Annotated in this window: 9 protein-coding genes; 7 read left to right on the top strand and 2 right to left on the bottom strand. The window is 42.5% G+C overall.

Features of this window, described 5'->3' with window-relative positions; genetic code table 11:
• Positions 1–1,102: 1,102 nt before the first annotated feature.
• Positions 1,103–3,532 carry a DUF5686 family protein gene (locus tag ACT29H_RS08360; RefSeq protein WP_444821168.1) on the bottom strand — a complete coding sequence of 810 codons (2,430 nt, stop codon included), beginning with the start codon at positions 3,530–3,532 and terminating at the stop codon, positions 1,103–1,105.
• Between the two features lie 40 nt (positions 3,533–3,572).
• Positions 3,573–4,451 carry a pseudouridine synthase gene (locus tag ACT29H_RS08355; RefSeq protein WP_444821167.1) on the bottom strand — a complete coding sequence of 293 codons (879 nt, stop codon included), beginning with the start codon at positions 4,449–4,451 and terminating at the stop codon, positions 3,573–3,575.
• A 534-nt stretch (positions 4,452–4,985) separates the two neighbouring features.
• On the opposite strand from ACT29H_RS08355, the gene glmM reads away from it, so the two are divergent.
• The 7 genes from glmM (at position 4,986) to ACT29H_RS08320 (ending at position 14,760) form a co-directional block, all read left to right on the top strand.
• Positions 4,986–6,368 (top strand): phosphoglucosamine mutase, encoded by a 1,383-nt coding sequence (gene glmM, locus ACT29H_RS08350; RefSeq protein ID WP_444821166.1) that lies wholly within the window; start codon positions 4,986–4,988, stop codon positions 6,366–6,368.
• A gap of 509 nt (positions 6,369–6,877) precedes the next feature.
• Positions 6,878–8,290 (top strand): efflux RND transporter periplasmic adaptor subunit, encoded by a 1,413-nt coding sequence (locus ACT29H_RS08345; RefSeq protein ID WP_444821165.1) that lies wholly within the window; start codon positions 6,878–6,880, stop codon positions 8,288–8,290.
• Positions 8,287–9,636, top strand: a complete 1,350-nt coding sequence (locus ACT29H_RS08340) for an ABC transporter permease (RefSeq protein WP_444821164.1) — start codon at positions 8,287–8,289, stop codon at positions 9,634–9,636. Before ACT29H_RS08345 ends, ACT29H_RS08340 begins: the two co-directional genes overlap by 4 nt.
• Positions 9,637–9,686: 50 nt before the next feature.
• Complete coding sequence (locus tag ACT29H_RS08335; protein ID WP_444821163.1) at positions 9,687–11,213, top strand: TolC family protein; 1,527 nt, start codon at positions 9,687–9,689, stop codon at positions 11,211–11,213.
• A gap of 117 nt (positions 11,214–11,330) precedes the next feature.
• Positions 11,331–12,548 (top strand): efflux RND transporter periplasmic adaptor subunit, encoded by a 1,218-nt coding sequence (locus ACT29H_RS08330; RefSeq protein ID WP_444821162.1) that lies wholly within the window; start codon positions 11,331–11,333, stop codon positions 12,546–12,548.
• 270 nt (positions 12,549–12,818) lie between these two features.
• Positions 12,819–13,748 (top strand): malate dehydrogenase, encoded by a 930-nt coding sequence (mdh, locus tag ACT29H_RS08325; protein ID WP_444821161.1) that lies wholly within the window; start codon positions 12,819–12,821, stop codon positions 13,746–13,748.
• Between the two features lie 286 nt (positions 13,749–14,034).
• Positions 14,035–14,760 (top strand): head GIN domain-containing protein, encoded by a 726-nt coding sequence (locus tag ACT29H_RS08320; RefSeq protein ID WP_444821160.1) that lies wholly within the window; start codon positions 14,035–14,037, stop codon positions 14,758–14,760.
• Positions 14,761–14,816: the final 56 nt, after the last annotated feature.

The following is a 14,816-nucleotide window of genomic DNA, read 5'->3' as shown; positions in this document are numbered from 1 at the left end:
AGGTTATACCAGATGTCGGGATAAGGTTATACCTGGTGTCGGGATAAGGTTATACCAGATGTCGGGATAAGGTTATACCTGGTGTCGGGATAAGGTTATACCAGATGTTGGGATAAGGTTATACCTGGTGTCGGGATAAGGTTATACCAGATGTCGGGATAAGGTTATACCAGATGTTGAGATAAGGTTATACCAGATGTTGAGATAAGGTTATACCAGATGTTGGGATAAGGTTATACCAGATGTTGGGATAAGGTTATACCAGATGTCGGGATAAGGTTATACCTGGTGTCGGGAAAGATGAAATAGGCATCCGTATAAAGTATCTTATATAATTACTTCAAAGCTTATTATGTCCGGCGCTCACCCCTTAATCCCCTAAAGGGGAAATAACCCCGCTCGCATCCATAAAATTCATCTATTTCCCTTATGTTTAAATACTTTTATGCATGTTCTTATTGTGACAAACATTCTTGGTCATGCTCCCTACTTGTAGCTTATGTGGAAAAATTACGGTTAAGTTAGATAAAATTTTTTCGCGTAGGTAAGGGAGAAAAATTCTGAATAGGTTAACTGGGACTTTTTTTTTGCCTTAGGCAAAAAAAGTTCGTTAGTCTACCGGGAAAAATTCCGGTTAAGGCAACGAAGAAATTTCGGTTAAGGCAACGAAAAAGCTTCGTTAACGCAACGGAGATGTTTCAGTTAAGGCAACGAAAAAGTTTCGTTAAGGCAACGGAGATGTTTCGTTAAGGCTTCCAAATTTTTGCCGATAGCTTAGGAAAAGAATTTTCCGGTAAGCTAACAGAAATTTTTCTGCATAACTTGTCTTTAGCACTTGATGCGTTGTGGATTTGCAATCACAAGGCATCATTTCAGGGAATTGTAATCCCGTTCTTCTACTCGATAAAGATTAAATCACATTTAAACCCGAAAAATGCATTGGAAAATCTATTACGAATTAAAATTGCTGCCCATCAAGTCGCAAGCTAGCTGGTCTCAATTCACCATAGCGATGCTATGCCTCATTTCAACAAGTTCCTGATGGATTGCACTTTTTTATTTGGCAATAGGATGAAGGTAAGGTCTTTAACGACTTCGCAAATTAGAGGGTTAGACCTAAAGAGAGTCGAAAACTCCAGTTGTCGATGTTTTTGTCTTTACGGTAGGGCCCGTAGTGATAATGGACCGCGATTCCATATTTAAATAGAAAGGCATTGTATAGGTTGTCGAGTAAAATGCCCGATTCAAAAAAGCCTTTGTCGAAAGTCTTGAAATTATGGATATCGTTATGGGTTATATTTCCCCATCCTGCTTTTGAAAGAAGATGTATTTCCGGTTTAAATTTTCCGGGTTTATTTTGTCGTAATGCCATTTTATGTCTCAAAAACATCAGGGCAAATTGGTCTGCTGCAAATTCGTTGGGCGCCATTGTGGCAAACATGTCGGGAACTTCTATGGAGATGGGATCATAAGTGCCAAAAAAGCTATATAAATTGGACGGTGTTTCCCAACCATCGATCCATCCCCCGGTCAAACGGATTGTGGTTCGTGAGGATGGGCCCGACCGGAATTCTTTTTCCACTTGGGTTTCCACCTTTGTGTAGTGGGGCGATTCTCCTTTTAACTCCTGTATGCCTTTAATGATGTTTATCCATACCTTGGGCTCCAAACCGGCGTAGGGTAATATGCCAAAGGCCGTTTTGGAGACTTTTTCGCCAGGTGCCCACCTTAGTTTTATCCCCCCTTCAGTGACTTTATAATCTTCCACCAGCAATGCTGTTTGCGGCATAAAATCATATGCCTGAAGTGGATTTATCTTAGAATGCCACAGGAATACCTTTCCGGATAAGGATCCCTTTACTCTCGATTCCAAAGAGCCCAAATATTCCGTCTTTCGGTCCATCGTTGTTACTGAATACTCTTTCATATAGGCATTCAGATCTAGAGTCTTTTGGTTGTAAAAGGAAAATTCTCCTGTCGTATTCATATCGTGGCCATAACTAAGCGATAGGGTTGTTTGGTGAATCTTGTTGGAGACCCATTTAATCCCTGCTCCGTAGTTTTGGTGTTCCGATTTGAAAGCATGATTGAAATAACCACCGATGGAAATTTTGCCGGTAAGCTCAGGGGCTGTCCATAATCCCAGCCCTGCTTTAAAGCCTTCAAATTTATTGTACCCTATCACTTGTTTGATGTTGATCAGAAAGGGACCGGCAGGTAAATATCCCCGTATCAAACTTTTTTGAAACCTAATGAAATTGTCGAATTTATTGACTCTGCCAATACTATCCAGCAATTGGTAGGTGATAGAATCTTTGGCTGAAAGAGGCTCATAGCGCAAAGCTTCTAACGCTTCTGGATTAGACGGCATATCATCTTCGAGAATTACAGAATTAAAATCATTGGGATCCAGATCGGGATTGGTATTAATGGCAGTAATTAGGCTCTTGGCATTGCCCGTTAAGGGGAAGGGTGTGGGATTAATGCTGCTGTTGGGTGGTATGGTGAGCTGACTTTCCAGTTCGGAGGGGAACCATTGTCCCTGCTTGGTCTGTTCGTAGCTTTGATTAATATCCAATTGAAATGGGGAGGAGGGAATATGGGAACTTGCTTTGATGTTTTTTAGAGCATAGGATCTGGTATGTATGTGGAAGGAGCCGGTTAAAGGTTTGACATTGGCCTTTTTCCTTGGGCGAAAGGAAATGTAGTACAAAGAATCGTTATTTTCGACAATGGTATCCTCAAGGATGAAGATGTAATTTTTCAATCCCAATTCCGAAGCAGGATTGAGATACTCTATTTCCAGCAGGGGAATGTAATCGTCATAGAAACCGAAAGGCTGAATTTGGGCGGGGAGCACCGCTAGCGAAGGATCATTAAACCCGCTCACTCTTCCCGAGATCACACGTTCTTTATTTTTGTCGGGAGCCAGATGTCTTTTTTCAGAGATGGATTCCATCAACATAAGATGATGGTTGCGCTCAAGGTTATTGTATTTTTGTGCTATGGTATCGACAACCTCCGACTTATCAGGAATCTGTAGATCAAAGGTCATTTTGTGGTATACGATGCAAGAATAATTTTGATGGTGGTCGGGGTTGTTTCGGTCTTTCTTTTCCACCACTTGTTCCATGATCCTGAGAGCAGGGTTTTCTTTAGGATATATATCGACAGCACTGAGCGTTATGTTTTGGGGTGAAAGGACAATGGTTGAACGGGGTTGGATATCTTTTACTGCCAGTTGTTTGTTGCGATATCCAACACTACTGATAGCTATAGAATCGCCGATGTCGGGCGGAAGGGTGAATTTGCCCCGAATATCGGAAACGGTCCCATTCTTCTTATTCAGGAAAACAATATTTGCAAAAGGAACCGGCTTTTGTTCAACGCTGTCGATTATCGTGGCAGAGACTTGAGCAATGAGAGAATTGGTTCCACCCAAACATAAAAAAAACAGTAATCCCGTAATCGAAAAAATTTTTCGGTCAGGAAAGACGCTGACCGTGGAAATTTTTTTTGAAGCAGTTCTCATTGTTGTTTAGCACTAGTTGGGTTTGGTTTTAAGCCGGGATTTATCCGGTAAATCCCGCTTTCAGGAGGTTTATCTCCTTTTCGGCCAGGAAACGCCATTTGCCACGCGGGATATTCTTTTTGGTGAGTCCGGCAAAATAGACTCGATCCAGCTTTTCTACTTTGTATCCGAGATGTTCAAATATACGCCTAACAATTCTGTTTTTCCCTGAATGAATCTCCACCCCAATTTGTCTCAGATCTTTGGGATCAACAAAGCTGATGCTGTCGGGTTTCACCGGTCCGTCTTCCAGCTCCAGACCATTGGCAATGGTGTCAAAATCCTCATTGTCCAACTTCTTATCGAGGAATACATGATATATTTTTTTGGCTTCGAAGCTGGGATGGGTCAATTTTTTTGCCAGATCACCGTCGTTGGTCAGAAGCAACAAACCGGTCGTATTCCTGTCAAGCCGTCCAACGGGGAAGATCCTTTGGGGGCATGCGTTTCTGACGATATCCAAAACTGTTTTCCGTCCTTCCGGATCACGGGCGGTGGTTACCGTATCTTTGGGCTTGTTGAGCAATAGGTAAACCTTTTTCTCCGGATTTAATTTTTTCCCCTGGTATTCAACAATATCTTTAACCGAGACAATCGTGCCCAGCTCGGTTACCTTTTTGCCATTGACTTTGATATCTCCTCGTTCAATGAGTTTGTCGGCTTCACGCCGGCTGCAAACTCCTGAGTTGGCAATGAATCTGTTTAAGCGCATGGCTTTCCGGGAGGACTCATCGTGCGAAACAATGGGTTGTTTGCTCGTAGATTCCGGTTTTGTTGAGCGTTCTATCTTTTTCTTCCTGGGATGATGTTGAAAATTCTCGTTTCGTGAGCGACGTGCTGTAGATGTATATTTTCCCGGTATTTTTCCTTTTTTGGCCATTGTGTATTATTGATTTTCTGTGTTTTGTTATTCAATGCGATACGGGTCGCATTATTGTGATGCAAAATTGTAAAAAAGAAATGACTAATCAGGTATTTGTGAATGATAAATCACCCAATTCGCAAATAAAATGTGGCAAATCGACCCGATTCTCCATTCCAGAGTAACAGGTTGGCCGGCCTTTTTTGGGTATTGCATTTTTTCCCGAATTGATGGAGGTGTTTGGGGGTAAAAGCAGCCCTATAAAAACAGGGCTCTATTTTCGTAACACTCTGTCTTGCCCCAACGAATAAGCAACCACATGTCCTATGTTCAGTGCTTTATATGAGTACGTAAGTTGTGTTACCACTTCTTTTTCTGTGCTATAATATTCCATCTTCCCTGGTCATACTCTTATTATTTGAATTTAAAATGTCGAAAAGTATTTGAAAAAACCGACAGACCGGGGCAGGTCATTAAATGTATTGTACGTTTCATTGCAAAACCGTTTAATATTCTGCAATTTTGCATCTGTATGTACAAAATCAATAACGTATGGCTTTAATAAAATCAATATCAGGAATTCGAGGTACTATTGGAGGGCGTCCCGGAGAAGGATTGAGCCCCATCGATGTGGTACGTTTTTCATCGGCTTATGGCATTTGGTTAAAAGAACAATCGAAACAGGATAAATACAGAGTCGTTTTAGGCAGGGATGCCCGCATATCGGGCCCCATGGTGAGGGGGCTGGTTGCATCTACACTTCAGGGACTGGGCATCGACGTAATTGATCTGGGACTGGCCACGACCCCTACCACCGAGCTGGCAGTCATTAAAGAACAAGCCGACGGTGGCATCATCCTTACGGCCAGTCATAATCCCAAACAGTGGAATGCCCTGAAACTGTTAAACCACAAAGGGGAATTTCTGTCGGCCGAGGATGGTGCCCGCATTTTGGAACTGGCCGAGTCGGAAGCGTTCGAATATGCTTTGGTGGACGATCTGGGAAAAGTAACGGAAAAGAATTATACCGACATTCATATTCAGGAAGTGTTGGGGTTAGAATTGGTAGATGTGGAAGCCATTCGTGCGGCAGGCTTTAAGGTGGTGATCGATTGCGTCAATTCAGTGGGGGGCATTGCGCTGCCACCATTGTTGAAAGCTCTTGGCGTGGCAAACATTGTTGAGTTGAATTGTGACCCCAACGGAGAATTTCCTCACAACCCGGAACCTCTACCTCAGCATTTGACAGAGATTTCAGAAGCTATGACGAAAGAAAAAGGAGATGTTGGGTTTGTGGTCGATCCCGATGTTGATCGTCTTGCGGTCATCAATGAAGATGGAACCATGTTCGGTGAAGAATATACGCTGGTAGCAGTTTCCGATTACGTGTTGTCACATACCCCGGGAAATACGGTGTCCAATTTGAGTTCGACCCGTGCTTTGAGGGATGTCACTGAACGGCGGAATGGCTCTTATGCCGCATCGGCTGTAGGAGAGGTTAATGTGGTCGCCAAGATGAAGGAAACCAATGCCGTTATTGGCGGAGAAGGTAACGGAGGGGTTATTTACCCTGCCAGTCACTACGGTCGCGACGCACTGGTGGGTATTGCCCTCTTTTTAACACATCTGGCCCAAAAAGGCAAAAAAACCTCAGAGCTCAAGAAAGAGTACCCGGCCTATTTTATGTCCAAAAACAAACTGGAGCTAACAGCCAGTACAGATGTGGATGCTTTGTTGGAAAAGGTGAAAGAGCATTATCGCAACGAAAAAGTGAACGATATAGATGGTGTTAAGATTGATTTTCCCGACTCGTGGGTGCATCTGAGGAAATCGAATACCGAACCCATTGTTCGTATCTATTCGGAGGCTAAATCGGTGGAAGAGGCTGAAAAACTGGCAAGTACTATGATGGAGGTAATGAAGTCTTTTATGTAAATGACGTATTGTCGAAATTCCGGCTGGATCTTGTAGGTCTGAAATTCCGGCCATGTTAATGTTTTTAAAGACTTGTTTTAAACTATTCCTGCCCTTTCCTGTCTTTTAATTGTCTTTTGAAATCGGTATATCCGGTATTTTAAAAGGACGAAAGCAGGAAAGGTTGCCTCTTGGATTCGCTTATGGGAGATAGGAGCAAAGCGAATCTGACGCATCTGTTTCGTCCCTCACTGGTTGATAAGAGATGTTAATGTCTCGTTTTGTGGAAAAGTGAGACAAATATTATCTGTTGATTAAACATGGTTAGGAAATCCTGATTAAACAGCGAAGTATCAATAGGAGTTGCAATAATCTGCCAGATAAAAAAACTGTGTTTTTTAACAGAGACCCAACAAGCCTAGCAAAGAAGGTTTACCTTTATCTGTTCCGACTATAAAGAAATTATTATAGGTGCAATTTAAAAACATGTGAATTGCATTGAACCAATAACTTAACTATAATTTATACGGATGAAACGATTTCTTAAACCGGTTTACTACGTTCCTGCAATTTTACTTGTCGTGATATTGATCGTTTGGTCAATGGGAGATAAGGTGGTAAGTGAGGGGGTGATGATTACATCACCTGTGAAACGCGGTCCTTTTATTTCCCGCGTTATATCGACCGGACAACTTCAGGCCGAAAACGCCACATCGATAGAAGTCCCTTCGGCATTATCGGGACGAAGACTTCGCATCTACGAAATTCAGGTTACCGATATCGTTGAAGAGGGTACGGTTGTTGATTCCGGCGATGTAGTGGCCACCCTTGACCACAGCGCCGTGGATGAACTAATGACAGAAGCACAGGAGGAATTGGAGAGCGCTTTGGAAGCCTATGAAGATGCTAAAATAGATACCAATATCAACTTAAGTAATCTCAGGGATGGTTTGCTCGATGCCAAAGTCACCGTGGAGGAGAAAAAATTGGTATTGGAACAATCCATCTATGAATCACCGGCGGTTCAACGGCAGGCCCGTCTGGATTTGGAGCGAGCCGAACGCAACCTGGAACAGTCTCTAAGGAATTATGACCTTAAAAAACAACAAGCGGTCTACGATGTTGCCCGTGCTTGGGAAGAGGTGGAAAGAAGCCGGGAAAGAGTTGCGGAAATTAATGCCTTGTTCGAAGCTTTGGACGTGAAGGCACCCAAGCCCGGAATGGTGATTTACAGCTACGACAGATTCGGAAACAAAATAGAAGCCGGCTCTACCGTCAGCCGGTGGGCACCTACCATCGCTGAACTCCCCGACCTCTCATCGATGATTTCGAAGACCTATATTAATGAAATAGATATTTCCAAAATCAGAATTGGACAAAAAGCAACCATCGGAATTGATGCTTTCCCGGAAAAATCGTTTGGCGGATTTGTTACTTCTGTGGCCAACATTGGTCAAGTGCTGCCTGATGGCGATGCTAAAGTGTTTGAGGTAATTATAAAGTTGGAATCTACGGATCCCGATTTGAGACCTGCCATGACAACCAGCAACGAGATTATTACCGATTCCCTCTCGGATGTCCTTTACATTCCGTTTGAAGGGGTTTTTAGAAACGATTCCCTCAACTTTGTATATGCAGAAAAGGGGCGTGGGTGGATAAAGCAAATTGTGAGACTAGGCGTGGAAAATGAAAACTACGTGGTGGTGGAAGAGGGGTTGGCTGAAGGAACAATCGTTGCCTTGACCGAACCCGCTGATGCCGCAGATATGGCTTTTGAAGGAATAGAGATTTACGAAGCCTTGAAAAAAGAAGCGTTGGAAAAAGAAAAAGAAGAGAAAGAAAACAGGGATCAGGCAGAAAAAAAGAAAAGAAGAATGAACGGAGATCCGGGAGAGGGTAGAAGAAGAATGGGTGAACGTCCGGAAGGGAGGAGACCGAGATGAGAAGATTAAAATACATATTTTCCAGGTATTATCACGATGTGTTGATTGCTGTGGAAGCTATCCTGGCCAATAAACTCAAATCGTTTCTTACTGCCTTGGGAATCATGTTTGGTGTTGCGGCAGTGATTAGTATGTTGGCCATAGGACGTGGAGCGCAACAGGAAGTCCTGGAACAGATAAAACTAGTTGGCGTGAACAATATTATTGTTACCCCATCTGATGTGTCCATCGATGCTTCCAGTGGCACCGGAGGAGGTGGCGAAGGATCGCAGCGTTTTTCTCCGGGGTTAACGCTGCTGGATGCCGAGTCGATAAAAGAGACAATACCATCTGTGGCCAAAGTTAGCCCGGTAATATCTTTGAATTATCATGCCATCCTGGGGGCCCGAAGTTATCCAATTGTATTGGAAGGGGTATCGCCGGAGTACTTCGAACTTTTGAATATTAATCTTGCTTCAGGAAAAATATTTAGTACCCAACAGGCCGGTGCAGGAAAACCTGTGGCGGTGATTGGCGATAATGTTCGAAACCGTTTTTTCAACACAGAAGATCCTATTGGAAAATATATTAAATGCGGGGATACCTGGCTGGAGGTTATCGGTGTCATAGAACGACGCGATTTTACCGCTTCAGCTTCCGATGAACTGGGCATTAGTAGTACCGACAATAAAATTATTATTCCGGTTAAAACGATGTTGCTGCGGTTCAAAGATCGGGCACGGGTCGACCCTGAAATATTGGAACAGGTTGCCAGAGGCGGTGGGGCCGAGAGCAATAGCACAAGTGCCGAAGAATCAAAAGACCAACTGGATAAAATAATTGTTCAGGTCAGTGAAACAGAGCTGTTAAGCGCTACTGCAAATATCGTTAAACGCATGTTGCTGCGTCGACACTCACAGATCTATGATTTCGAGGTGACGGTTCCCGAGCTGCTATTGAAGCAACAACAGAAAACCAATGATATTTTTAATATTGTATTGGGTGCTATTGCCAGTATCTCATTAATTGTGGGTGGAATTGGAATTATGAATATTATGCTGGCCTCTGTATGGGAACGCATCCGGGAGATAGGGACCCGTCAGGCCATTGGTGCCTCCCGAAAGGACATTATTGTCCAGTTTCTTTCCGAATCTACCCTGATCAGTGTTAGTGGAGGTATGATAGGAATCGTTCTGGGGGTCATGCTGGCCCATTTGATTCATGTAATGGCAGATATCGATACCATTGTGACGTTGTTTTCGGTGGTAGTGGCCTTTGGTGTGTCGGCAACCGTAGGTATTGTGTTTGGATACCTGCCGGCAAAGAGGGCTGCGGAACAAGATCCGGTGGAGTCATTGAGGGCATAACTGTCAGGGTGAAATTATATCGGCAATAAATCATTAAAATCTTTCCTGTAATGAATACCAAAATAGTGCTTTTATTTATCATTCTTTTTTGTCCTTTCGGATGGCTGAATGCTCAGGAGAATAATTTCTACTTTCCTGATGAAGAGGAGGATGTGGTAAAAATTAAGATGTCACTGGAGGAGGTTATCAATTTAGCCCATCAGCAATCTCTTTACAGCTTTCGGGCAAAGAATATGTATCTGGCACGTTATTGGGAGTTTAGAAGCTATAAAGCCGATCGCCTTCCCATATTGAGTCTGGATGCTACTCCGGTGAATTATGACCGATCGGTTGTCAGCCGTTTTGATGAAAACCAGGGAGAATATTTTGATCAAAGGTCTTATCTCACTTCTAATGCTTCTTTATCCATTCGTCAGAATGTGCCACTTACCGGAGGTGTGTTTGATATAACATCGTCTTTGACGCGCTCTCAAAATCTTGAAAACGATGAGGATATTCAGTATGCATCGGTGCCTGTGAGTGTGGGCTTTTCTCAACCCTTAAATGGATACAACCGGTTTAAATGGGAGGCACGAATCGAACCCTTAAAATTTGAAAAGGCAAAACGAGACTATCTGCAATCATTGGAATCAATTGCCATTCAGGCAACTGATTTTTTTTTCTCACAGGTTACTGCAGAGATTAACCTGAAAATTGCCGAAACCAATTATTCCAATGCCGACACATTGTATAACATTGGAAGAGGACGCTTTGAGATAGGTACCGTTACGCAGGATGAACTGCTCGACCTGGAATTGGGCCTTCTCAATGCCCAAATGGCGGTGACCCGGGCTAAAATTGATTTAAAACAGGCTCAGGCAGCTCTTTCTTCTTTCTTGGCTCTGGAAGATAATGTGGTAATCGAATGTGTCGTTCCGGATGATATCCCGCAACTGAAAATTGATCCCCAGAAAGCCTTGATGCTGGCAATAGAAAATAATCCGGAGATTCTGGAATTTCAACAGGACCTTTTGGAGGCCGAACAAAATATTGCAGAAGTTAGATCACAGAGTGGTTTGAGCGCAAATATCCGGGCCAATTTTGGGATAAACAAAAATGCCGACGATTTTGGAACGGTTTACGGAAGTCCGTTTGAAGATCAACAGCAGGTAAGAGTGTCATTTAGTGTGCCCATTCTGGATTGGGGATTGCGTAAAGGAAAGATTCAGATGGCACGGTCCAACAGAGAGGTTACGGAAGCCACAGTAAAGCAGGAAAGAGTTGACTTTGAACAGGAATTGCTCATTAGCATTATGGAATTTAATATGCAAGAGAAACAGGTGGCGATATCTGCAAAAGCTGATACCATTGCCCAATTGGGATACGATGTTACCAAACAGAGATTCTTGATTGACAAGGTGGATGTTATTAAGTTGAATTCCGCTCGTAATTCGTTGGATGCTGCACGAAGAAATTATGTCTCTTCACTGAGACAGTATTGGCGAAGCTATTTTCAAATGAGACAGATTACCCTCTACGATTTTGTGGAAGACAAGCCGTTAATGGAAAAATTGGACGATTTATTGCAGAAGCAATAAATGATGGGTTGGCAAGGAGAAGTTGGAAATCATCATACTAACATGAAATAGATGGTTACAGAGAATACAAAAACTTTTGTCATGCGAGTTTTATTAGATTAATTAAACTTTATACGAATGAAACGACGATTATGGATATTCTTACCTCTTGCTCTTGTGATTATGGCATTTGTTGGTTATCGTTTTTTTCTGACCGATGAGGCTGATGATGCAGGTGTTGTGGAGGTGATCCGTGATAAATTCGAACGCTATATTACTTCCATGGGAGAGTTGGAAGCTCATCGGTCTACCGATATTCTGATTCCGGATGTACTGCGTGGAGATGCTGTGAGGATACGCCAAATTGTAATTAATGATCTGGTAAAAGAAGGAACTATTGTAAAAAAAGGGGATTATGTTGCAACCCTTAATCCTTCCGAAGTTGAAGAGTACATTAAAAGAGTGAGTGAAAATATTGATATGTTTGAGGCCAATCTGGAGAAGGCCAAAATGGACAGCTCAATTAATCTTTCTCAGTCCAGAGACGATATTCGGCAAGCACTTGACAATGTCCTTGATATGGAGGTGAAAGTGGAGCAATCGGTTTACGAAAGCAAGGCAGTGCAGCGCCAGACGCAGATTCAACTGGAAATGGCCCAAAGAAAATATGAACAAAAGAAGAGGAATTATCAAAAACAACAAAGAAAAAACGCCTTAGCTGTTCGCAGAATCGAAAACCGACTTAAAGAGGAAAAAGAACAATTGGATGTTCTGTTGCAATTGAAAGCAGACTTGATTATTAAGGCCCCTACTTCCGGTGTGGTGGTTTATGTAAGGGAATGGAATGGTGAAAAAAGAAAAGTCGGTGCACGGGTCAGTCGCTGGGACCCGCGGATCGCTATCCTGCCCGATTTATCAACCATCTTATCGGTCACCTACGTCAAAGAAATCGATGTCACCAATGTAAAGGTGGGAATGCCGGTGAAGATTAAAATTGATGCGTTCCCCAAAGAGGAATTCGAAGGCACTGTTCGCACCGTTGCCAACATTGGGAAAGAAATAGCCGGACAGTTTCTGAACGGGTTTAAGGTGGAAATTGAAGTCGACCCTAAAGGAGCCGGTCTTCTACCCGGGATGACATCTGTTAACCGGTTTATTATTCAGGAAATGGAGGACGAATTAATGGTGCCCCGTGAAGCTGTCTTTGTAAAGGATTCTTTTCAGATTGTTTATAAGAAAACACCACTGGGAATTGTCCGGCAAAAAGTTGAGACAGGAGGGGAAAATGATGAATTTATCAGAATTTTGGATGGACTGGAAGAGGGAGATAAACTGGTTTTGATACCCCCGGAGTAAGATAAGGGGTTAAAATTTAGGATGTTTTGAACAAACCGTTTTGGGCTTGCGTTAATTGCCTGAAACGGTTTGTTGGTTTTTGTTGATTCGGGAGAGGTCCGTTGCGTGTGCGACTGAACTTAGAGCAGCAGGGTAGGTGAGTTTAATCAGAAAAAATGAAGAAAATTTTCTGTAATTTTGAATCACTTGTATATCTTTGTGGTGTTTTACTTTGATATGCGAAGAGATTAATAAAAAACTGTAGTTATAAATTCTCAAAAGTTTAAGGTTATGAAAGTTACTGTTGTTGGCGCCGGAAATGTTGGCGCAACTTGTGCTGATGTTTTGGCTTATCGGGAGATTGCCAATGAAGTTGTTTTGGTGGATATTAAAGAAGGTCTGGCCGAAGGAAAAGCCTTGGATATCTGGCAGAAAGCACCGATTAACTTGTATGATTCCCGCACAGTAGGTGTAACCAATGATTATTCAAAGACTGCCGGTTCGGATGTTGTGGTCATTACTTCTGGTTTGCCACGTAAACCCGGGATGTCGAGGGACGACCTTATTGAAACCAATGCCGGAATTGTAAAGACTGTTACCGAACAAGTTGTTAAGTATTCACCGGATGCAGTGATTGTTATTGTTTCCAATCCTCTTGACGTAATGACCTATCAGGCCCATATTACTTCACAGATGCCTCGTAACAAGGTGATGGGGATGGCCGGAATTTTGGATACCGCTCGTTATAGAGCATTCCTGGCGGAAGCATTGAATGTGTCACCAAAAGATATTCAGGCTGTTTTGATGGGTGGACACGGCGATACCATGGTGCCACTCCCAAGATATACCACTGTAGGAGGTATTCCGGTAACCGAAATGATTGATAAAGATAAACTGGATGCGATTATCGAACGCACGAAATTTGGAGGCGGTGAGTTGGTTAAGTTGATGGGAACTTCTGCTTGGTATGCTCCCGGATCTGCCGCTGCCCAGATGGTTGAAGCCATCGTGCGCGACCAAAAACGTGTTTTCCCGGTTTGCGTAAAACTCGAAGGAGAATATGGCATCGACGATTGTTATCTTGGTGTTCCTGTTGTTCTGGGTAAAGGAGGTATCGAAAAAGTGATCGAACTCGATCTTAATGCTGAGGAAAAAACGCTTCTTGAAGATAGCCGTCAGCATGTTAAAGAAGTTATGGCGGTTTTAGACAAGCTTAATTAATTTGAGGAGAACGTCAGAGAATGTTAATAGTATGTCCATAGGAATGCTGCCATTTTCTGATCATCCCAATTGGTTTATTGACTAAGGTTTGTCTCAAAATAATTTGAAGAAAAAGGAACCCAAATTCGGGTTCCTTTTTTTGTACGATAATGAACACTTCATTGTTGTTAACGGACATTTTTTGATATGATTATATTGAAGTGTGGTTTTGTAAAAAATTGAAATATAAGCTTTTGAATGTTTTGGTATGAATCATGAAAGGAATAGAGAAAAAATGATTAGAGTGATGATTAGAAAGTTTGTCTTAATACTGGTCTTTCTTATTCCGTTGGGACTTTTTGGGTGTATTTATGATGGTCCTTCGTCGGATGCACGTGAAACTTTTGTTTCGGAAGAACGGAATATTGAGAATTTTATAGCATTGGATTTAGAAGGCAATTATGTTGTAATCTTGGAGAATGCAGATTCATGCAGCCTGGAAATTCTCGGGAATGAAAAAATGAAAAACATGGTCGTTACAGAAGTGGTTGATCAGGTTTTAAAAATCAGGACTATCGACCATGAGAAATGGAAGCATTATCCTGAGGTTGAAATTCATATTAAAGTGCCGTCACTGGAAAAGATTAATGTGAGGGCGGCGGCTTCCTTTAAGGGAGAAAAGCCCTTTGTTTTCAAAAATTTGTTCATTGAAAGTTCAGGTGCTTTAAAAATGGATATGGAGGTTCAGGGGGATAAACTCGAAGGGCGGTTTGCGGGAGCAACCAAGTTGAATCTCAAAGGTGAGGTAAAAGAGGTGCTGCTGGATATCCCGGGAGCAGGGAAGATCTCTGCATATGAATTATTGGTTGAAGATTTTGGTCTTAAAATGGCAGGAGCAGGTATGGCAGAAGTTTTCGCTTCAGATAAATTGAGTGTTGATGTAGCCGGTGCCTGCAATGTTACCTACAAGGGAAATCCCATGGAGGTGTATACAAATATCTCTGGTCTGGGAAGAGTGAAAAAGGCACAATAGTACTGGCATGCCAAAAGTGGTTATCACAAAAGACAATGCATAAAACTTAGCCATGC

The sequence above is a fragment of the Thermophagus sp. OGC60D27 genome (assembly GCF_052400625.1).
Taxonomy (GTDB): Bacteria; Bacteroidota; Bacteroidia; order Bacteroidales; family Marinilabiliaceae; genus Thermophagus.
Note: the sequence above shows the minus strand (reverse complement) of the source record. Positions and strands in the feature narration are given on the sequence as shown.